15 protein-coding genes and 4 pseudogenes are annotated in these 20,348 nt (G+C 47.7%); 10 read left to right on the forward strand and 9 right to left on the reverse strand.

Features of this window, described 5'->3' with window-relative positions:
• Positions 1 to 133: 133 nt before the first annotated feature.
• Positions 134 to 1,537 carry an MFS transporter gene (locus JCM2765_RS12240; protein ID WP_054736986.1) on the forward strand — a complete coding sequence of 468 codons (1,404 nt, stop codon included), beginning with the start codon at positions 134 to 136 and terminating at the stop codon, positions 1,535 to 1,537.
• Positions 1,538 to 1,788: 251 nt separating this feature from the next.
• Positions 1,789 to 1,989 (forward strand): cold-shock protein, encoded by a 201-nt coding sequence (locus JCM2765_RS12245; protein ID WP_054736987.1) that lies wholly within the window; start codon positions 1,789 to 1,791, stop codon positions 1,987 to 1,989.
• 129 nt (positions 1,990 to 2,118) lie between these two features.
• Here JCM2765_RS12245 and JCM2765_RS12250 read toward each other — a convergent pair whose 3' ends face one another.
• Complete coding sequence (locus tag JCM2765_RS12250) at positions 2,119 to 2,955, reverse strand: L-threonylcarbamoyladenylate synthase (RefSeq protein ID WP_082405124.1); 837 nt, start codon at positions 2,953 to 2,955, stop codon at positions 2,119 to 2,121.
• Between the two features lie 539 nt (positions 2,956 to 3,494).
• Between JCM2765_RS12250 and JCM2765_RS12255 the strand changes: the two are divergent.
• The 3 genes and pseudogenes from JCM2765_RS12255 (at position 3,495) to JCM2765_RS17215 (ending at position 5,762) form a co-directional block, all read left to right on the forward strand.
• Positions 3,495 to 4,799, forward strand: a pseudogene (locus JCM2765_RS12255) (cation:dicarboxylate symporter family transporter).
• Between the two features lie 17 nt (positions 4,800 to 4,816).
• A pseudogene (locus JCM2765_RS12260) lies at positions 4,817 to 5,685 on the forward strand (NAD(P)-dependent oxidoreductase).
• Positions 5,625 to 5,762, forward strand: coding sequence for a hypothetical protein (locus JCM2765_RS17215; RefSeq protein WP_156301784.1), 138 nt, complete (start codon positions 5,625 to 5,627; stop codon positions 5,760 to 5,762). Before JCM2765_RS12260 ends, JCM2765_RS17215 begins: the two are co-directional and overlap by 61 nt.
• Before the next feature lie 77 nt (positions 5,763 to 5,839).
• On the opposite strand, the gene JCM2765_RS12265 is transcribed toward JCM2765_RS17215, so the two are convergent.
• From JCM2765_RS12265 to ptcA, 6 genes and pseudogenes are all read right to left on the reverse strand, one after another.
• A complete protein-coding gene (locus tag JCM2765_RS12265) occupies positions 5,840 to 6,649 on the reverse strand; it encodes a MurR/RpiR family transcriptional regulator (protein ID WP_054736989.1) in 810 nt (269 codons plus the stop codon).
• Positions 6,650 to 6,663: 14 nt separating this feature from the next.
• On the reverse strand, positions 6,664 to 7,752 hold the full coding sequence (aguA, locus tag JCM2765_RS12270) for an agmatine deiminase (RefSeq protein ID WP_054736990.1): 1,089 nt from the start codon (positions 7,750 to 7,752) through the stop codon (positions 6,664 to 6,666).
• A gap of 348 nt (positions 7,753 to 8,100) precedes the next feature.
• A complete protein-coding gene (gene arcC / locus JCM2765_RS12275) occupies positions 8,101 to 9,066 on the reverse strand; it encodes a carbamate kinase (RefSeq protein ID WP_054736991.1) in 966 nt (321 codons plus the stop codon).
• Between the two features lie 127 nt (positions 9,067 to 9,193).
• Positions 9,194 to 10,291 (reverse strand): agmatine deiminase, encoded by a 1,098-nt coding sequence (gene aguA, locus JCM2765_RS12280; RefSeq protein ID WP_054736992.1) that lies wholly within the window; start codon positions 10,289 to 10,291, stop codon positions 9,194 to 9,196.
• Positions 10,288 to 11,690: pseudogene (locus tag JCM2765_RS12285) on the reverse strand (APC family permease). Before JCM2765_RS12285 ends, aguA (JCM2765_RS12280) begins: the two are co-directional and overlap by 4 nt.
• A 43-nt stretch (positions 11,691 to 11,733) precedes the next feature.
• Positions 11,734 to 12,767, reverse strand: a pseudogene (ptcA, locus tag JCM2765_RS12290) (putrescine carbamoyltransferase).
• Between the two features lie 675 nt (positions 12,768 to 13,442).
• On the opposite strand from ptcA, the gene JCM2765_RS12295 reads away from it, so the two are divergent.
• From JCM2765_RS12295 to JCM2765_RS12310, 4 genes are read left to right on the forward strand one after another with little or no spacing between them, the layout of a single operon-like run.
• The gene (locus JCM2765_RS12295) at positions 13,443 to 13,964 is read left to right on the forward strand and encodes a KxYKxGKxW signal peptide domain-containing protein (RefSeq protein WP_054736993.1); all 522 of its coding nucleotides are present in this window, start codon (positions 13,443 to 13,445) and stop codon (positions 13,962 to 13,964) included.
• A complete protein-coding gene (locus JCM2765_RS12300; RefSeq protein ID WP_054736994.1) occupies positions 13,951 to 16,689 on the forward strand; it encodes a MucBP domain-containing protein in 2,739 nt (912 codons plus the stop codon). The genes JCM2765_RS12295 and JCM2765_RS12300 overlap by 14 nt, the downstream gene beginning before the upstream one ends.
• Complete coding sequence (locus JCM2765_RS12305) at positions 16,686 to 16,904, forward strand: MucBP domain-containing protein (RefSeq protein ID WP_054736995.1); 219 nt, start codon at positions 16,686 to 16,688, stop codon at positions 16,902 to 16,904. The genes JCM2765_RS12300 and JCM2765_RS12305 overlap by 4 nt, the downstream gene beginning before the upstream one ends.
• A gap of 4 nt (positions 16,905 to 16,908) precedes the next feature.
• Positions 16,909 to 17,634, forward strand: coding sequence for a MucBP domain-containing protein (locus JCM2765_RS12310; protein ID WP_054736996.1), 726 nt, complete (start codon positions 16,909 to 16,911; stop codon positions 17,632 to 17,634).
• A 479-nt stretch (positions 17,635 to 18,113) separates the two neighbouring features.
• Here the strand turns inward: JCM2765_RS12310 and JCM2765_RS12315 are convergent, their stop codons facing one another.
• Positions 18,114 to 18,587, reverse strand: coding sequence for an S-ribosylhomocysteine lyase (locus JCM2765_RS12315; RefSeq protein WP_054736997.1), 474 nt, complete (start codon positions 18,585 to 18,587; stop codon positions 18,114 to 18,116).
• Between the two features lie 61 nt (positions 18,588 to 18,648).
• On the reverse strand, positions 18,649 to 19,434 hold the full coding sequence (locus tag JCM2765_RS12320) for a carbon-nitrogen family hydrolase (RefSeq protein WP_054736998.1): 786 nt from the start codon (positions 19,432 to 19,434) through the stop codon (positions 18,649 to 18,651).
• A gap of 197 nt (positions 19,435 to 19,631) precedes the next feature.
• Between JCM2765_RS12320 and JCM2765_RS12325 the strand changes: the two genes are divergently transcribed.
• A complete protein-coding gene (locus tag JCM2765_RS12325; RefSeq protein ID WP_054736999.1) occupies positions 19,632 to 20,270 on the forward strand; it encodes a histidine phosphatase family protein in 639 nt (212 codons plus the stop codon).
• Positions 20,271 to 20,348 lie beyond the last annotated feature (78 nt).

The raw sequence follows: 20,348 nt of genomic DNA on the forward strand, positions 1-20,348 counted from the left end.
CGACAAACAGCCTTCACCCAAATCGCACCCAACACTTACGCTGGACACAAGCGTCAATCTGTCCAAACTTTTCATATGAAATCGTCAATCAATCAGTCTATACTGAAATTCGTAATCTAACGAAAGAGGTATTATTTTGACTGACACAATTTCTCGACGCACCCAACTGTCAATCTTGTCAGTTGGGTTATTGTCGTTCATCGGCATCTTAATTGAAACATCGATGAACGTCACGTTTCCAACGTTAATTCAACAGCTTCACGTTTCACTGGCAACGATTCAGTGGCTGACCACCGGTTACTTATTACTAGTCACCATTATCATGGGCACCACGGCTTACCTCATCAAACGGTTTGATAGCCGCACTCTATTTCGAATCGCTATCACCGCGTGCCTTGTAGGGACGCTACTTTGTGCATTGGCACCGAGTTTTCCAATTCTTATGATTGGCCGGCTCTTCCAAGCCATCTCAACTGGTCTTTCAACGCCAATCATGTTTCACCTAATTTTATCCCAGGTACCTAAGCTCCAACTCGGTGTCTACACCGGTCTCGCCAGCATGACGGTCTCGTTTGCGCCAGCACTTGGGCCAACTTACGGCGGTTTATTGAACCACTATTTAAGCTGGCAAGCCATTTTCTGGTGCGTGCTACCGTTTATTTTGATTGTTGCGGTTCTTGGCGACCGAACGATTACGTTAAAGGCCCTTCAGAACCAAACGCCATTTGACATTGTCGGGCTGGTTCTGATTTCAGGCATCTTCGCGGGTTTTGTTTGGATCTTTAACCAAGCAGGGACTCACGGCTTTACCAGCAGCAACTTTCTGATTTGGGGCTTTGTCTCACTCATTATCACCGCCCTATTCATCTGGCATACGCGTCACGGACAGCGCCAGCTACTGGATTGGTCAATTCTAAAGATGCCGATTTTACGGCTTCGGTTGACTAACCACTTCCTCCTGCAATTCACCAACATCGGCATCTCGTTCGTGATTCCAATCTTTGCGGAAAATACCCTCGGTGCTAACTCGATGACAGCGGGATTAGTACTCTTCCCCGGTGCGCTGTTAGGCGCTGGTCTCGCGCCATTTGCCGGTCGGCTCTATGATCGCAAGGGTGCTATTTTACCAATTGCCATCAGCAACACCCTATTCATTATCGGGACACTGCTATTCGCAACGTTGACCAAGCACCTCACACTCGGCCTTCTTGCCGTGTTCTTTATCGTGCTCCGCTTAGGATTCAATTTCGGTTTCGGTAACCTCATGTCCGATGCTAGCAAGCACGTCTCAATGGCCAATAAAGCCGATCAGAACTCGCTCTTCAACATGTTGCAACAATATGCCGGTTCATTGGGAACGGGCGTGCTATCAGCCATTATTTCGGCCCACGAACTCACGATGTCATCGACTGCAGCCGCAACGCGTACTGGTAGCCACATCGACTTTTGGTTACTCGTTGTTTTGGCGCTCATCGGTGGCTTAGCCGCGTTACGTTCCAACCACTACATTAGGTTAGAGCAACAATACGATAATTAACATTTAATGTGACTGTTCACCAAAATTAAATATCTTTGACTGTAAGCCACGTCCTCACAACGATTCACCCGCTTTTATTTCAATAAAGCGAACTTCTCATTTGCTATTTCGGGAATGACCTGTTAAGCTAGGTACTAATGTATTTACTACTTCGAAATTTTGGTACGACGTTCGTGAGAATGACATCCCCGATTTCAAAAGTCTTCAAATGCACAAATATATTGCGCTATGCGCACGGAGGTTTCATTCTTATGGAACAAGGTACTGTTAAATGGTTCAACGGCGACAAAGGTTTTGGTTTTATCACTCTTGAAAACGGCTCAGACGTTTTCGTACACTTCTCAGCTATCAATGCTGAAGGTTACAAGACGCTTGAAGAAGGCCAAAAAGTGACCTTAGACGTTGAACAAGGCGACCGCGGCCCACAAGCAGCCAACGTTACTGTTGCTTAATTAAAACTAACTTTTAGAAAAAGACCGCCTCGGCGGTCTTTTTTCTGCCCTCAATTAATCAATCAAAACGAATGCCGCAGATTCCAACATCAGGAGTCTGCGGCATTCGTTTTTAATTCAAGCTTTTATTTAATAGTACAACCCGTGTTGATACGTCCAAGTTGAAAAAATCTCACTCATGTTGGCCATGATCTTATCAACATCGAGGCCCTTACGAATCACAATTGGTGCCGGATTCACGCCAACCTGACCGTTTTGCTTTGGCACAAGTTCGCCACTTTCATCCACCATGGACACCATTACCCCTTGTTCATAGCGGGTATCAATCGTCTTATCCGGTTGAATCGATGCCACGTAATCGTTGGCTTCGATGATGAGATCAGCCGCGGTTTCAATTCGTTCGCCAATCCCCGTCACCAAACCACGGTTCCCTTTGCCGGATGGGTTAGCCGAACTTGCGAACGAAAACTTATGATAGGTCGTCCACAATTCTTGGGCAATTTGTTCACTTGGCGTACCGAACTTAATGACGAAGCAACTCGTATCACGCTTATCCATCATCAAGTCCTTGGTACCATCATCCGGAATCAGATCCTTAGCTGATGCCTTCCAAGGCAAAATGCACCCCAGCAAAATATCTTGATCCCAGTGCTTTTGGTAGAGCGCCTCAATTTCTGGTGTCATTTGGGCTAATTGCTTAACCTGTTCCAAAGAACCGCACAACACCACGCCCGGCTTATTGCGTTTCCGCTTTTTGGCTGCAAATTTACGTTCCAATCCCTTATCATCTGAGGTCATGATAATATACCCCACCTTGGTTGGACTGACGATCATCCCGCCGTCGCCCTTTAGGATCTCAACGCCTTGAATTTGTAGTTGGCCGTTCCACTTGACCGTTTTAGCTGCAGCGGTCGTTGATTGTTCCGATGCGGTTGAATCAGTTATGTAGGTTGCTTTCGTTGTCATTTCGATGACTTCCCTTCTCTAAATGCTTATGTCGCATCAATATACTATTAAAATATTTTCATAATACATTTTTGTTATATCCAAGTATCGTTGTTTCAGGCCAGTATGTCAACATTTAATTGCCATTATTTTCTCATTTTATTTTTCATTCACGACTATATTAAAGGCCAATTTCACCTTTTTCGAATGCGAATTACGGTGATTTTATTCTTATTAGAATATTTCAACGGTAAATGTTATCCGAAACCACCACCTCAAACGCCATTACCTAGCGCCCATCCTTTAGCGGTCTTCCGTCTTAATCGACACCAGTCACGTCATCCCGCCGAACGTTCTATTACAATTACGCAACAATCAAATCATTGCCTCCCCATTTAACGGGATTTTGGTGTATGATACTTTTAAAATTTAATCGTTTTCTCAGTAAGCATCACAATTGGCGAGTTATACCCGTTAAGTTTACTTTAAGCTCAGCTTGATACGGTATGACATGTTGTTATTTCACTACGCGATACATAGATTGAAGGGAATTATTGGGTATGCAAAAAACGAAGCATTTTAGAATTTCGCAAAGGCTGGCAAATCATGATTGGCCTGGTACTTGGCGTGGTCCTCGGGGTGGTCTTTTACCAAAATAAAACCGCCATTACGGCCATGTCCAACATTGGGACGATGTTTATCAACCTGATCCAAATGATTGTGTTACCGATCGTGGTCTCCTGTTTAACTGTCGGGATTGCCGGCATGGGCGATGCGAAGAAACTTGGCCGAGTTGGCGTTAAGACCCTGGTTTACTTTGAAATTATTACGACGATTGCCATTATTCTTGGGTTGGTTATCGCTAACGTTTTCAAACCAGGCGACTTGGTCAACATTCACTCATTAACGGCGACTGATATCAGTCAGTACACCTCTAGTGCGAAGAGCGTTGCCAAAGATGGTGGCATGTGGAGCCTGATCATGGGTATCATCCCCACCAACATCTTCAGTTCCCTCAGTGAAGGCAATATGATGCCGATCATCTTCTTCAGCGTGATGTTTGGCCTTGGGACCGCTTCGCTTGGTGAAAAGGGAAAGGTCATTACCGACTTTCTCGAAGCCGTTTCACAAGTCATGTTTAAGGTAACTAACTGGGTTATGAAAGCTGCGCCAATTGGGGTCTGCGCCCTAATTGGCTCAACGATTGCCCAAATGGGGCTTTCTGCATTAAAGCCGTTGAGTGTCTTCATCTTACTGACCTACGTTGCCTTTGCGTTGTTAATCTTCGTTGTGCTTGGCATTACCGCCGCATCTTCGGTCTACGCATCACCAACTTATTCCGAGTCATTAAAGAAGAAGTCATTCTGGCATTCTCAACCTCAAGCTCTGAAACCGTGCTCCCCCGCTTAATGGATAAGATGGAAAACTACGGGGTCAGCCGGAGCATCGTGTCCTTCGTCATTCCAACCGGTTACTCGTTTAACTTGGATGGCGCAGCGATTTACGAATCTCTCGCAGCGTTGTTCCTGGCTCAGGCCTACAACATCCACCTGAGTTTGGCACAACAAATTTCCCTCGTTGTGGTCTTGATGATCACCTCTAAGGGGACGGCTGGTGTTACTGGCGCCGTCTTCGTGGTATTATTAGCAACGATGTCAACCATTGGTGTGCCAACATCTGGCTTGGCCTTCATCGCCGGGATCGACCGGATCATCGACATGGGCCGGACTTCCGTCAACGTCTTCGGGAACTCACTGGCTTCCATCGTGATTGCCAAATCCGAGCATGAATTTGACGAACAGAAAGCCACTGCCTACTTAGGTTCACTCAGTGGCCACCGTAACACCAAAACTGCAACTAACTAATAAAGGACTGACAGTAGATGACTGCTAAAATTATCGTGCCTAAAATTGCTGACGACCTGACCGACCACTACCTCGCAAAACACGGCTACGAGGTGCTGACCGTCGATAATCCGGGCGAGGACGAGATTCTCGAAACTGCCCCAGATGCGGCCGCCGTAATGATGATCAGCAAAAAACTTCCAAACGACTTGTACGCCAAAATGCCCAACCTCAAAGTTCTCGCCCGCCGTGGCGTGGGTTACGACAACATCGACGTTGATTACGCCGCCAAACACGGCATTTGGGTCACCAACACGCCCGGCGCCAACGCCCACAGCGTGGCAGAAGCGGCGCTGATGGACATGTTGTTACTGGCACGGAACATGAACGCCGTCAACGTTAAAACGCGTCAGGGCGACTGGACTGGTGCCTATCACTTAATGGGGCATGACGTTGCAGGTGCCACCGTCGGCATCGTTGGCTTTGGGCACGTTGGTCAGGCTCTCGCGCAGTTATTGACCAGTTTCGGTACCAAAACGTTGCTGTACGACCGCGAACCTGTCGATACACCACTTGGCACCTTCGTCGACCGGGACACACTTTTCCGGGAAGCCGATTATGTCAGCTTACACCTCGCTGCCGTTCCGGAAACGATTCACAGTGTGGGTCAACGGGAATTCGACCTCATGAAGCCGACTGCTGGGCTGATCAACTTGGCTCGGGGCGCTATCGTGACGAACCCGCATTAATCGACGCCCTTCAACAGGGCAGCATTGCGGGTGCCGCATTGGATGTGTTCGCCAAAGAACCACTTACCCAAGACAGCCACTACTTCAGATGGACAACGTGGTCATCACCCCACACATCGGCGCCAACACAGTTGAAGCCAACCGAGAGATGGCAATGACTGCCGCTAAGATGATCGATGCGGTATTGTCGGGAGAGACGCCGGAGTTTGCGGTGAATGAACCGGTGTTTGAATGAATTAACTAATATGCTAAACAAAAAGCAAGTTTCAAAGTAGACCTTAAGGGTATACTTTGAAACTTGCTTTTTATAGCTTACTGATTACGTTTCACTAAATTGAAATCCCGACCACCATAATCCTCAATGTATTGGTATAAAATCAACTCCATCAAGGCAATCGTCGAGATGCGGGAACTAATATCCGTTTGATTCACTTTAACCGCATCCGAGAAAATATAGAGGTTAATATCACTTAAATTTTGAATCGTATTATTATCCGGCTCAGTAATCGAAATCATGAACGGCCGCGTTTGACCGCTGATCAACTGATTCATCAGCTCTAAAAACTCACCATCGGTCCCGTTGTAAGTTAGGACAAACACTAAATCGTCGGCCGTCAAATGCTGCCGCGCCGCAACCCGATAATCATGATCGATTGGAAAGATCACTTCAAATCCTGCCATCGTATACAGGTAGTTAATGTAATCCGTGGCGTGCTTGCTGATACCCTTCGCAAAAAAATACAACTTTGGGTGCATCGACAGCCGTTGCGTAATCTCGTGTAGTTTGCTGATGGGCACCACGCGAACCGATTCCGTAATATTTTTTAAGTATTCTTCCCGATAATCGGTTTGGGCCACCGTGAACGGTGATGGCTTTTCTTCAGTCTGGTCGTTGTTTAACAACGTGTATTTGATCACCGTTGTAAATTCACTAAATCCCACAAACCCCAGCTTTTTAACGAAGCGCAGAAAGGTCGCCGTTGAGACGTACGTTTCACTCGCCACTTCTCGAATACTCTGGTTTTTGATTTGGTTCATGTTTTTAACCACGTAGTCGAATAACGCTTGTTCGTTATTGGTCAACGAACTTAAGTGGGCATTAACGATTTCAAAGAAATTCATCTAGCATCTCCGTCCTATTTTCCTGGTACGTTTAACAAAATCGTGTGTAGACCACCGCCACCGGTTAAGATTTCTCGCGTTGGGAAACCAATCACCTGTCGATCCGGATACAGTGCTCGGAATTGCGCCAGCGCCACTTCATCTTGTGGATCGTCAAAGGTTGGGACGATGACGCTCCGATTCGTCGTAATGTAGTTGACGTAAGTCGCCGTTAAGCGTTGATTCGTTACCCGGGGCAACATCCCGTTGATGGGATCAACCCCGTTAGCTTCATCCGCTGTCAATAACAGCTGGGAAGGAATCTGTAGTCGATGAATCTTTAATTTGCGTCCCTTCGCATCCGTCATCCCAACTAACTTATCAAACGCCGCGTGGCTAATTTCATACTGCGGATCCGTTTTATCATCCGTCCATGACAGTACGATTTCTCCAGGTCGAACGAAACTGACCATGTTATCAATGTCACCACCGGCTTCGTCTAAGAAAAAGCCCTCCGGTAACCACAGTACTTTTTCAGCACCGAAGTAGTCCTTAAAGACTTGTTCAGCTTCAGCCTTTGAAGCCGATTTATTACGACCCTCAGACAAAATCACTTCTTCAGTCGTGATCAGGGTACCTTCACCATCAACCATGACCGAGCACCCTTCCAAAACCCGTTGGTGTTTATAAAAGTCGATACCATCGAGATCCGCTAATTTTTGGGCAATCTGATTATCTTTATCCCACGGGAAGTATAGCCCATCTAACAGACCGCCCCACGCATTGAAGTTAAAGTCAGCTGCTCGTAAGTCTTCAGCAGCATTAACGAGGTAAAACGGTCCCGTATCCTTAATGAACGCATCGTCATTACTCATCTCAATGACGCGAACAGAATCGGGTAACATCGCCCGCGCATTTTGATACTGGTTTTGATTCACCAACATCGTGATGAATTCATCCCGTGCTAACAGTTCGGCCAGCTTCACAAACGACCGCTGAACGGGTTTACCGCCTTCACGCCAATTATCAGGCCGTTGCGGCCAAATCATATACCCAGCCCGATTGGGTTCAAATGCGGCTGGCAATCGATAACCATCTGCAGCTGGTGTGGAAGTTAATTTCATCAGAGTCTCTCTCCCTTACCTTAAATTTAGCAGCACAAAATGGGTCCTCTGCATTTCAAACGATTTTAAATCAACCAGCACTTGCTTCCCAAAAACTGGTAACGTTGTCAAACATTGCTCAACTATCATAGCACATTTCGCTTCAATTAAAAGCGTTCTCAATACCAGTCTAACGCAAAACTCGCCCTGAATTCCTGGTCTTGGAATTCAGGCGAGTTAGCCTTATCGCACCGGGATATCAACAGTTTCGGTTAGTCAGATCAAGTTTAGAGAGGAAGCACTCAACTTAGCTTAAAAGTGTGCTGATCACGCCGTTGTGATCAACCTATCCCGGCATTTTTGTTTCACTTAACGAACGGGTTCTTCCACCACCCGAGCAATGACCGTGCCTTCACCGTTGGCTAAGAAGTCGCCAATGTTTTCAAGCGAGGTAATGACGGTCCGGCCATGAGGGGTATTTTCAACGAAATCAATGGCGGCTTCAACCTTTGGCAGCATGCTACCCTTGGCGAATTGACCTTCATCGATGTAACGCTTTAATTCTGGCACCGTCACGTTCGTCAACGACTTTTGTTGTGGCGTGTTGAAGTTAACGAAGACGTGATCAACGGCCGTGAGAATGATCAACGTATCTGCGTGGATCTGTTCGGCCAATTTTTCGGAAGCAAAATCCTTGTCAATTACGGCTTCGCGGCCTTCAAGCCGGTTACCCTTACGGACAACTGGCACGCCACCGCCACCAACTGAAACCGGCACGACCCCAGCGTCAACTAACTTCTCAACAACGTCGGCTTCAACCACGTTAACTGGCTTTGGAGATGGCACAACGCGACGGTAACCACGCCCAGCGTCTTCCACGTAACGGTAATCAGGATGCTCTGCATGTTGCCCTTCCGCTTCATCGCGAGTGTAGAACGGACCAATTGGTTTGCTTGGGTCAACGAAGGCGTGATCGTCTTCACTGACTTCAACCTGCGTCACAACGGTCGCAACCGACTTCGTTAAACCAGCCTTGATCAATTCTTCCTGCAAAGCGTTTTGAAGCCAGAACCCAATACTGCCTTGCGTCATTGCAACGGCGGTATCCAGCGGCATTGCTGGATTGGTTTTAGTGCTTCCGGCCGCCTGTTGTAGCAACAGGTTCCCAACTTGGGGACCATTTCCGTGAGAAACTACCAGTTCGTCACCCTGTTTAACGAATTGAACCAAGTAGTGTGCCGTTTGACGAAGGGCTTCCTGTTGTGCTTGTGCTGAAGCATCCTTTGATAAAATTGCGTTGCCGCCAAGTGCGACCACGATGCGTCGTTTTGCCATATTCTTTTCCTCCAATACCAGTTAGTCAGCATTTGGCTACCAAAACCCAAAACCAGAATTATCAGAAATTAAGCTGCATTTCAGATAATTCTGGTTTCAAGGATGAGCCTATTTTTGTTTTTAACGCTTAGTTTTCAGGAACTTGTTGGGTAATGCAGTGGATGTTCCCACCACCCAATAGGATTTCGCGGGCTGGAACGCCAACGATTTTACGATCTGGATAAAGTTCAGCTAAGGTTTCCTTGGCCTTTTCATCGTTAGGATCGCCGAAAGTTGGGAAGACGATGCCGCCGTTAGCGGTGTAGTAGTTCACGTAGCTGGCAGCTAAGCGTTCGCCTTCAGTCCGTGGCAAGGTGCCATCAACTGCATCAACGCCCAAGCTTTCTTCTTTGGTGATGGTGACTGGCTTTGGAACGTACAGCTTAACGACCTTCAGCTTGCGACCCTTGGCATCCGTAGCGTTTTCCAAAATTTCCAAGTTTTCCTTAGAAATGGCGTATTGTGGATCGTTCTCGTCATCCGTCCAAGCTAAGGCAACAACCCCTGGCTTAACAAAGTTGGCAATGTTGTCCACGTGGCCGTTGGTTTCGTCCAGGTAGATCCCTTTCTTCAACCAAATGATCTTTTCGAGGTTCAAATGTTGCTTCAAAACTTCTTCAATTTGTTCCTTAGACAATTGTGGGTTCCGGCCTTGTGACAAAAGGCATTCTTCAGTGGTGATCAAAGTGCCTTCGCCATCAACGTGGATCGAGCCGCCTTCAAGAACAAAGTCGTCCAACCGGTAACGGTCAACGTGTTCGATTTCGGCCATCTTTTGCGCAACCCGGTCGTCCTTGTCCCATGGGAAGTACAAGCCATCTTCTAAGCCGCCCCAAGCGTTAAAGGTCCAGTCAACGGCCCGCAAGTCGCCTTTATCGTTCTTGACAAAGGTCGCCCCACAGTCACGAACCCATGAATCATCGTTAGAAATTTCAACAACTTCAACGTTGTCAGGTAACATCGTCCGCGCATTTGCGTATTGGGCATCGTTAACGCCAACCGTCACGTGTTCAAATTCAGAAATAGCTTCCGCAACCTTCACAAAGGTCTTTTGGGCTGGCTTACCACCATTGCGCCAGTTATCTGGACGTTCTGGCCAAAGGATGTAAACACCCTTGTGTGGTTCAAATTCGCCAGGCATTCTGAATCCGTCTTTTTTAGGGGTACTGTCTAATGTCTTCGTCATGATAAACGCTCCTTTTGAGTCGTCGAGGCGACTTTCATTTTATTTTTATGTTCGGCATAGCGAACAACAATTTCACCGATAACAAGTGTGATGATCGTCCCAATCAAAATTGGCATCTTGCTTGAAATTTCAGCAGCACTGCCATTCAATGGCACGGCCGTCAAAATGATGGTGAAAATCAAGAGAACTTCTGGTACCCAAGTCATCAATTGAATCATTACCGGCCCACCAGGTACCTTGAAAGGCCGTTCGCGATCTGGATCCGTCTTTCTTAACTTCAAGAAAGCTGGGAACATCATCGTGTATGAAATCAGTAAGGCAACCACGTTCAGTGAGAAGAACGCCCAGAAAATGTCTTGGTTCGGGATAAATGGTGACGCAACCACGAGAACTGATGCAACGATGCCATTTAAGTAACCCGTCCCAACGGGCATCTCATTTTTGTCTTCCTTACCAAAGATTTCGGGTAAGACGTGATCCTTTGCAGCGTAATCGGCCACGTAGTTCACACCAAGGCCCAGGAAATCATTTCAGAAGCTAAGATGTAAAGGAACATAATGCCAATTATAACAACAAACCAGTTCATGTGACCGATTAACAGGATGAAACTGTCTAATAACCCACTTGAAGCGGATAATTTGCTGGTTGGCACAGCGACACTCATCCCGAAGGCTGAAATCAGGTAGAAGAAGGCAATCAAAATTCCGCCATAGATAATGGCTTGTGGAATCTGTTTCTTTGGTTTGTCCATGTCATCGGCCATCGTAGCGACAACTTCAAAGCCGAGGAAGTTGAAGATGATGACTGATAAGTTACTCCAACTGCTCAAGTTCATTTCTGGTAATAAGTTCTTAGGCGAGAAGTCGTTAGCGACCCCTTTAGTCACAGCAACGTAGATTCCTAAAACAGCAAGGGCAGCGATCGTAAAGATCTTCGCAAATGCCGCCAAGTTCATGATCCACTTGGATTCTGAAACTGGCTTGTTACCAAGGATCACAACGACCCAGACAAAGGCTAACTAAACGATCATCGCAACCCAGGTGTTCATGTGAATGCCAAAAATCGTTCCCGCAACTTGTGCGAACAAAACAGCTAAACTGGCCATCCAAATCGGATAGTTGATCCAGTAAACCCAGGCCAATCGACCGCCCCACCGGGCACCGAAGGCCTGTTTGACCCAGTCGTACAGGCCACCATCACCAACGTAGGTTGTCCCTAACTCAGATGAAATCAAGCCATATGGTAAGAAGAACAGAACTAGGAGGAAGATCCACCAGAAGAACTGTGAGGTCCCAATCGCTGCGGCTGGTGCCACGGACTCAACCACCATGATAACAACCACGGACATGAGCACGGCATCGAATAATCTAAACTTCTTTTTTGGTTTCCCGTTTTCCATGATGCAAATCTCCAATCTTTGGCGCTAGTGCGCTTGAACGGGTTTAGTCGTTGTTACGTGAATCAACAGCGTTCTTAAGCATCAGTTCAAACTCAGCGTCGTATTTGTCAGCAACTGCTTTTGAGGCGTACTTTAATTCTGGGTTTAACAAGTAAACGAAGATTGCACGCATCGCCGTCTTCCGGTTTTCAGCTTCGTCCCAAACAATGGAGTAATCTGAATCAAGCACTTCGTCGGTAACTTCTTCACCACGAGTAGCTGGTAAGCAGTGCATGAAGCGAACGTGATCTGAAGCCTTTGCAATTAAGTCTGCGTTAACTTGGTACTTAGGGTAGAAGATCTTCATCCGTTCGTCTTTGCCCATTTCGGCATCGTACAAGCCATACCATACGTCGGTGTAAACAAAGTCGGCATCCTTCAAAGCTTCGTCAGCATCTTCGGTGATTGTCACGCTACCACCGTATAATTCGGCGTTCTTCTTACCGATCTTGACAACGTCGTCCTTCATTTGGAAACCTTTAGGGCCAAATTGAACGAAGTCCATCCCCATCTTGGTGGTCATAAACATGGTAGAAACACAAACTTGAGTAGCATCGCCGACAAAGACGATCTTGCAATCACTTAACTTCTTGCCTTCTGGTAAGTGTTCCGTCATGGTGATGATGTCGCCAAGTTCTTGGTTGGGTGGTTGTAATCACTCATGAAGTTAACAACTGGCACCTTAGCGTACTTACCAACTTCGGCAACGGTGTGGTGACGGTCAACCCGGGCACCAATAATGTCAAGGATCCGGCCAAGTACCTGCGAGGTATCTTCGATGGTTTCGTGACCACCTAATTGAATTTGGCCTGGGGCTAAGTATTGCGCGTGGCCACCAAGTTCAGTCATGGCTGCTTCGGCTGAAGTCCGAGTCCGAGTTGAGCTTTGTTCAAAAATCATGCCCAACGTCTTGTTCTTCAATAGTGGTGGGTAGTAACCGTTTTTGATTGATTCCTTGATCTTCAAACCTAAATCGATCATGTATTGGATCTCAGCTTGGGTATAAGTAGTAGTGTCGATGTAATCACGTTTTGTCATTTTGAAAACTCCTTTTTTTGTTTGGTCATTTGTTTACGAACACATCATATCTGATTCTCAGAAAATGTTGAAGCGTTTCCAGCCCTTGTGCTACGGGCATTCGTGGCCTGTTACGTGTTTCAAAATGTGAAACATGTTTCAACGGTACCCTTGATTAGCCGAGCTCACATTGTTGTGAGAATTCCCGATTTATTAGACTTTATCAGTGGTAAACGCCGCGAAATTTCGCTAAAACGCTGTCTTTTAATTAAAATTACATTAGAAGCATTGGTAATCCGTTTTATATTGCTCATAAGTTATCAAACCCGTTGAAATTGGTAGCGTTTTCAGTGTTTTGGCCGAGTTATTCCACCTCACACCTCATTGTGGGAAAATTAAAAACCAGCTTTGAATTTTCGTCCTTGAACTGGGCCAATCTCAGCTGTTTTTTCAGTTATCCGATAATTATCTGAAACCTGTTCCATCGTGGCCTAAAACCCTCGAAAACAGGTGAAGCAATCTGCCATATTGCCACCTTTTCAAGGCTAATTGACCTTTGATTGATGATTCAATCAAAAATCAAGTTCTAAATTAATCACTAGATAAACGCCCAGTGTTACAATATAGGTAACGTCACTAGGTCGTTATGAAGGGAGATTCATGACGACAGCGTCAACTTTGGAGGGGGAATTTAACATGGAGACAAAGACGCATTTTAAGATGTATAAAGACGGGAGAATTTGGGTTGTTGCGGGGATCACCACCGTGGCAACGTCGCTGATGCTGTTTTCAACGGCAACTTTAAGTCCGACACGCGCCATGGCAGCTGAAAACTCAACAACTGAGCCAACTATTAGCACGGTCACTACGACCACTAATACTGGTCAAACAGCAACCCTTGGGCAAGCAACTTCAACTTCAACTTCAGCACCAACCGCAACTAGTGATTCGGGGGAATCGCCAGCTGTAGCGCCAGTGACGGACACATCCACTGGTAGCGGTTCGGCGCAGGCAACTGAAAGTCCCGAAACGCCACAAGCCGAGACATCAGTCGCCTCACAACCGGATGCTGATTCGCAAAGTACCGGCACTACTCAGTCCGATACTGTTAATCCCACTGAATCAACGCCTAATACAACAGCATCAACCACTCAGCACTGCGACAACGGCAGCTTCAACGACACCAGTCGCCCGCACCGCCAGAATGGCCGCCGCTGAACCAGTCGCTACGGATCCAACTGCAGATGCAGCCACAACCGACACCACCCCAACTGGGTCCATCTCAACCACCGCACCAGACGCGAGTGATTTAACCGGCGTCATCAAGGCAACCGACAAGTTTAACGTGTCGAAAACGGATGTCTTACAGTGGAGCTATCAACACGCCAGCTTAGATAAAGTGCCCGGGCAAGGCGCTTGGCAGGGTGCGGACTATGCTGCTCAAATCGCGAGCGATGCCAGTGGCGTTGACCCACAAACGAACAAGTACTACTTAGATGAATGGATGCCGGATGAGGCCTTCCAGTATTTTCTGTACTCCAATAACTACCAAGACCAATACACGGACTTTAACGCCTTTCGGGCAGCGATGACGAAGGACACGTTGAGTCAATTAACAGCGATTCAAACAACGGAAGCGAAACAGCATGAGGGTAACTATCAAGACCCAACCGTGTTGACGAACTACATGACCTTAATGGGCACCGAAACATTGGAAGGCTTGCAATACGCCACCAACTTAACCACGTTAGCCTTAAATCCATCCACATCGATCAACGTTGAAGTTTGGGGCGATTCGCTTCGAAATGCCAACCTTTGGGATATTTCGGCGCTCGCACCATTGACTAAATTACAATCAGTCAGGATCTCCAAGTTTGCTGTGACCGACATTTCAGCGTTAGCGGACAAACCGGACCTGTCATCGGTCGACTTAAGCTACAACCAAATTTCAGACATTTCACCACTGGCAACCGATCCGAAACTCGACGTCAGCAAGGCGAACTTGGCCTATCAACACCTCTTGTTAGCACCCATCACGCTAAAAACCGGGACGGCTGCGTACACTACACCTTCCTTTATCGTGAAGGACCTTCAAGATAACAACGTGCCCATCACGGCATTTAACCCAACAAGTAGCACCTATCCCGGTCTCTTTCCAAGTACGGCCGATGGTGGCAACCTTGATGATATTACGTTGGCCTGGTCACAGATGCTAAACGATACCGCTGCTAATTACGGCAGCTTTACCACCACTTGGAAGGATGCGAACAGTAATTTCGAAGGTTGGATCATCCAGCCCTACCTGTTCCAAGATGCGGTTGGCAACGTCACGGTGAACTACCAATTGCTGCAAGCCGATGGGAAGCAATTATCCCTGTATCCGACTTCTGTTTTGGCGGGAACGGTCGGCAGTGACTTTGATTTGAACAACTCAACCGCCGTATCACCAGCGCTCCAAACCATCATGGGTGACAAGGGACTCGTGTTCTCCGGCGTTATTTTGACCGGTACTGGTAAATACAGTGACTACACTGCCAACAACGGCTTAGCCCAACGGGTGTCAACCACCGGTACCTACACGGATGCGCCACAAACACTCACTCTGCTCTTCCTCAAACAGTGGCAGGTTCAGGTCAACTACGGCGTGATCCAACCGGATGGCACCACGGTATCTGCGATCATGGATAACAATGGGCAACCGTTGCAGCAACAAATCAACGGTGACCTCTCAACGCCAATTAGCCTCTATGGCAATAACGGGATCGTTGCTAACCTGCCGGGCTACATTTACGCTGGGGTTCAAACGCGAACCGACACCACTAACTGGACGCCGTTGGCCAACAACGCGACTGAGATTCCGTTTATCGATGGCAACCAGAGCGTGCTCGTGCTCTACCGGGTTGCGCAATCAGCCACGGTCACTTATCAAGATCAAACGACTGGCCAAGTGCTCAAAACAGTAACCCCAACGGATGACTCAAGCTTAACTGGCGTTGCTGGTCAAACCAGCTCGTACAGCAGTCACGATCAAATTGCGGCCTATGAACAACAGGGGTACCGCCTCGTGAGCGATGCCACGTTAACTGCCGATGGCAAATCCGCCATGGTCTTTGGTGACACCGGTCAACCGACTAACTACGTAGTGACGTTGGCTCACACTTACCGCGCCGGTGATGTCAACACTGTAACCGCTAAGATCACCTATGTTGATCAGGCTGGCCAATCAGTCGCAGCCCCTAGCGTTCAGACCAAATCATTTGTGACGGTCACCGATAACACTGTGGCGAATGATGCTGGTACAACTTACTATTCAGATGGTGTCGCCACGCAAGCGCCAACTTTGACACCTGCTGGTCAACCAACTGATTCGAAGTGGACTGCCGGTAACACAGCAGCATTTAGTGGCGTTGTTAATCCGGTCGTTTCAAGCTATCACGTTGTGGCAACCACTGATCCTAGCGGTAGTTTAACGCAGGTCACACCCGCAGCCGTAACGGCTAAAAGCGCTGACAGCATGGATCAGGTCACTTATGGCTTGAATCAAAGCCAGTTAACTGTGAACTACGTGGATCTGAGCGGGCAGCCAATTGCGAAGCCGACGACTCAAAGCGGCGACCAAGGCACCACCTTCAGCATTGACGTGCCAGTGATTGCTGGTTATCGGCCGGTTCAGATCAATCCGCAACCGGTAACGGGGACCTACCACGGCGATCAAATGACGTTGACGCTACACTACGAAGCTAACCCAATCGAAACGGTTCCAGCGACGACTCAGTTAACGATCAATTACGTCGATCGTAACGGCCAGTCAATCATGGCACCAACCACTCAGAGTGGTGACCAGGGCACTAAATTCAGTATCGATGTGCCAACCATTGACGCTATCGCCCAGTTCAGATCAATCCACAACCCGTTACGGGCACCTATCACGGCAATCAAATGACGCTGACGTTGCATTACGACGCCAATCCAGTCGAAACCGTCCCGACTACGACTCAGTTAACCGTTAATTACGTGGATCGCAACGGCCAGCCAATTGCACCATCAACGACTCAAAGTGGTGATCAAGGCACTAAATTCAGCATCGATGTGCCAGCTATTGACGGTTATCGCTCAGTTCAAATCAACCACAACCCGTTGCGGGGACCTACCACGTGATCAAATGACGTTGACACTGCATTACGACACCATTCCGGTCGAAACGACCCCAGCGACGGCTCAGTTAACGATCAATTACGTGGACAACAACGGGCAACCAATTAGCGCACCAACCACTCAAAGTGGTGATCAGGGGACCGGATTTTCCGTAACTGCCCCAACCATTCCGGGTTATCAACTCGCTGATCCACAACAACAAACGGTCGCCGGCACTTATCACGGTAACGATATGACGTTAACGTTGACCTATAACACGCAACCAACAACGCCGGTCGTTACTGAACCTGATACGGCAACGCCACCGGCAGTGACACCGACTGATAATGGTGGGACAACTTCAACGGTTGACACGCCTTCAACTGACGAAACGCCAACTGTCGTGCAACCAACACAACCGGATCAACCAGCGGCAACGGTTGTTTCAGAGCCATCGACAACCACTACGCAACCGACGCCAAAACCGGCTGATCAAGCCGTTACGACGGACGATGCGGCTGCTACTGTGGTTGCTGATTATCAAACGGGTAACCGTGTCGCGCAATCGGCTGTCACAACGAATTCAACGATTGCTAACCGTCCGAATGTTCAGCAATCAACTGCAACGACTCGCCTACCACAAACTTCTGAGACGTCACCATCATGGTTCACTGCGCTTGGTGCTGGCTTACTGACCTTGGTAAGTGGCTTGGGTGCAGGGATTGTTGCTCGGCAGAAGCGTCGGGGACGTTAGGTTTGATGTTTAGATGTTTAAAACGTATTTTGATTAGTTTATAGAAATAGCGGCTACCGGATTGAGTGTTTACGGTAGCCGCTATTTTTGTTGGTTTTTGTTTGACTGCGATGTGGTTACGCGGTCGTTCGGTTATATTGGTAAGGATGGAACTGACTTCTTAACTCGTCATTTGATTGAGATTTTATTTGACCTCGATACTGTTATATAGCCTAAACGCGCTCAATAACGCAGACCCCGGCCATATAAGCAAATGACGCCGCATTTTTGAGTCAACATCGATAAGCATCGAATGGGCGTCTTGACTCACCGTTGAATCAAGATTTTACTTAGGCTCGATACTGCTATGTAGCCTAAACGTGTGCCAAAACTCAGGTCCCGGCCATATAAGTAAACACCCCCGCAAATTCCAAAACCAGGAATTTACGGGGGTGTTTGCTTATATTCTGGGACCTAAACGAGTTTTGTCACACTCTCGCCTAAATCACACTCCGCTCAAACGGCTTATCACTAATCCCCTCACTCAAAATCTTCTTCGACCATTCTTTAGCCGAGAACAGTGAGTGGTCGCGGTAGTTGCCGCAGCTTGTGATGTCCGTGCCGGGGACGTCTTCCCACTTGATGTCGTTGGCGATTTGTTCCAACGAACTCTTCAGCGCCTTAGCGACTTCCGTTGTGGTTGGTTCGCCCCAAGCAATCAAATGGAACCCAGTCCGGCAACCGAATGGTGAGCAGTCGATAATACCGTCCATGCGGTCACGCAACAAGCCGGCCAACAAATGTTCAATGGTGTGTAAGCCAGCCGTTGGAATGGCGTTTTCGTTTGGTTGGACTAATCGTAAATCAAAGTTCGAGATAGCGTCTCCCTTTGGGCCCTTTTCAACCGCAATCAAACGGACGTAGGGTGCCAAAACTTTGGTGTGATCTAATTCAAAACTTTCAACTTTTGCCATGTGATAAATGCCTCCAATTAATTAAGATGCCGTTTTTAGTATAACACGGAATTAAAATTGCCTATTCATACAAGTCTGGGCGGCGATCTTCAAATACTGGCATGAAGCCCCGAATTTTATCAGTTTCATCGATATCAATAGTGACCGTCTTCAACTGTTCTTGATCATTCAACCGGGCAACTTCATTGCCAAGTGGATCAATCACAACTGAACTCCCACCAAAGCGGTTGTCCGGATCACTGCCGACCCGGTTAACGGCAACCACAAATAGTTGATTTTCGATAGCCCGAGCCGCCAACAATTTCCGCCATTGTGCCAAGCGTGGTGTTGGCCATTCAGCAGGCACAAAAATCACCCGACTGTCGGTGAGACTCAGCGTCCGTAACCATTCGGGGAACCGAATATCGTAACAGATCACGCTAGTTGCACCAACCCCGTTGATGTCAAAGCGGTTCTTAGCATTTCCCGCCGCTAGATACTGATCTTCTGCCATCAGGCCAAACAAGTGCACCTTATCATAGGTCGCCACTTCCTGCCCGTTGGCATCGATCACGTAAGTCGTATTAAAGAACTTGTCGCCGCGCTTTACCGCGACTGAGCCCCCATGAATCATAATGTGGTACTTTTTAGCTAACGCGACTAAGACGTGTTGCGTCTGTTGGCCGTTTGGATCGGCAATATCCCCCAACCGAGTCAAATCGTATCCCGTGTTCCACATCTCCGGAAATACCACGATGTCGGCATGCTGCTCAGCAGCTTGCGCAACAAAGGGTTCAATCTTCGAAAAATTCTTCGCGGGCTGACCAAAATCAACGTCTATTTGTGCAATCGCAATTGTAAGTTCCATCCAGGTCCCTCCTATTATTGACGATTATTATAGCACCATTAAGTAGCGGATTTTCGTGATTGGACCAGTCTCAGGCATAAATGCTATAAAATTTTAGAATTTAGTGAAATTTGCGCCCTTTTTCTAGCAATAAATTGCATTTAACGCCGAAGTCCCGCACAATGGGGGTATCATTTTTCACGAAAGAGGCTATCACAATGAACCCATTTAACGTTTACCTTGTCCGTCACGGCAGTACCATGTTGAACGCTTTCGACCGGATGCAGGGCTGGATCGATTCCGACCTCACTGATACTGGGATCGAACAGGCCAAGCAGGCCGCCGAAAAGCTTCAAGGCATCAACTTTGACCGGGCATTTTCATCCGACCTTGGTCGCGCTATTGATACGCGAGATGTTATTCTCTCAACGTTAGGCCAAACGCCGACTACCCAGCTGTTACCCGAATTCCGAGAAGTTAACTTTGGCTTTTTTGAGGGTCTGAACTCTACCGATATTTGGCACGGCATCGCTGCCCCTTATGGCAAGAGCAGTCAAGAAGAACTCATTGAACTCGGCGGCTTAGAGGAAGCCCGCAATGCAATGAAGCAGGCGGATCCCTCTCACACTGCTGAAAGTACTGAAGAAGTCGTCGCGCGTATGAAGGCCGGCTTCAACAAACTGCGTGAACTTTGCCAACCGGGCGAAAACATCCTCTTGGTCAGCCACGGCACCCTGATTCGCACCATTGCGGATTACTTAGGCGTAGATACCATTGACAACTACCCGGCTAATGGTGGGGTGAGTCAGTTGAGTATCTTTGAGGATCAGGTGGTGTTTGAGTCGTATAATCAGTAGCGTGCGGAAACAAGGCAGTTAGAAGGTGAAGTATAAGCGCAATCACGCGGAACTACCCGGGTTTTGGGTAGTTTTGCG

It is taken from the genome of Secundilactobacillus similis DSM 23365 = JCM 2765 (assembly GCF_001311075.1).
GTDB lineage: Bacteria > Bacillota > Bacilli > Lactobacillales > Lactobacillaceae > Secundilactobacillus > Secundilactobacillus similis.

Bases quoted from the DNA above. Each gene is read 5' to 3' on its own strand.
- JCM2765_RS12310 (WP_054736996.1), top strand. From the start codon at position 16,909: ATGACGTTGACACTGCATTACGACACCATTCCGGTCGAAACGACCCCA.
- JCM2765_RS12325 (WP_054736999.1), top strand. From the start codon at position 19,632: ATGAACCCATTTAACGTTTACCTTGTCCGTCACGGCAGTACCATGTTG.
- JCM2765_RS12315 (WP_054736997.1), bottom strand. From the start codon at position 18,587: ATGGCAAAAGTTGAAAGTTTTGAATTAGATCACACCAAAGTTTTGGCA.
- JCM2765_RS12245 (WP_054736987.1), top strand. From the start codon at position 1,789: ATGGAACAAGGTACTGTTAAATGGTTCAACGGCGACAAAGGTTTTGGT.
- JCM2765_RS12295 (WP_054736993.1), top strand. From the start codon at position 13,443: ATGGAGACAAAGACGCATTTTAAGATGTATAAAGACGGGAGAATTTGG.
- aguA (WP_054736990.1), bottom strand. From the start codon at position 7,752: ATGAAATTAACTTCCACACCAGCTGCAGATGGTTATCGATTGCCAGCC.
- JCM2765_RS12265 (WP_054736989.1), bottom strand. From the start codon at position 6,649: ATGAATTTCTTTGAAATCGTTAATGCCCACTTAAGTTCGTTGACCAAT.
- JCM2765_RS12300 (WP_054736994.1), top strand. From the start codon at position 13,951: ATGGCCGCCGCTGAACCAGTCGCTACGGATCCAACTGCAGATGCAGCC.
- JCM2765_RS12250 (WP_082405124.1), bottom strand. From the start codon at position 2,955: ATGACAACGAAAGCAACCTACATAACTGATTCAACCGCATCGGAACAA.
- aguA (WP_054736992.1), bottom strand. From the start codon at position 10,291: ATGACGAAGACATTAGACAGTACCCCTAAAAAAGACGGATTCAGAATG.
- JCM2765_RS12305 (WP_054736995.1), top strand. From the start codon at position 16,686: ATGACGCTGACGTTGCATTACGACGCCAATCCAGTCGAAACCGTCCCG.
- arcC (WP_054736991.1), bottom strand. From the start codon at position 9,066: ATGGCAAAACGACGCATCGTGGTCGCACTTGGCGGCAACGCAATTTTA.
- JCM2765_RS12320 (WP_054736998.1), bottom strand. From the start codon at position 19,434: ATGGAACTTACAATTGCGATTGCACAAATAGACGTTGATTTTGGTCAG.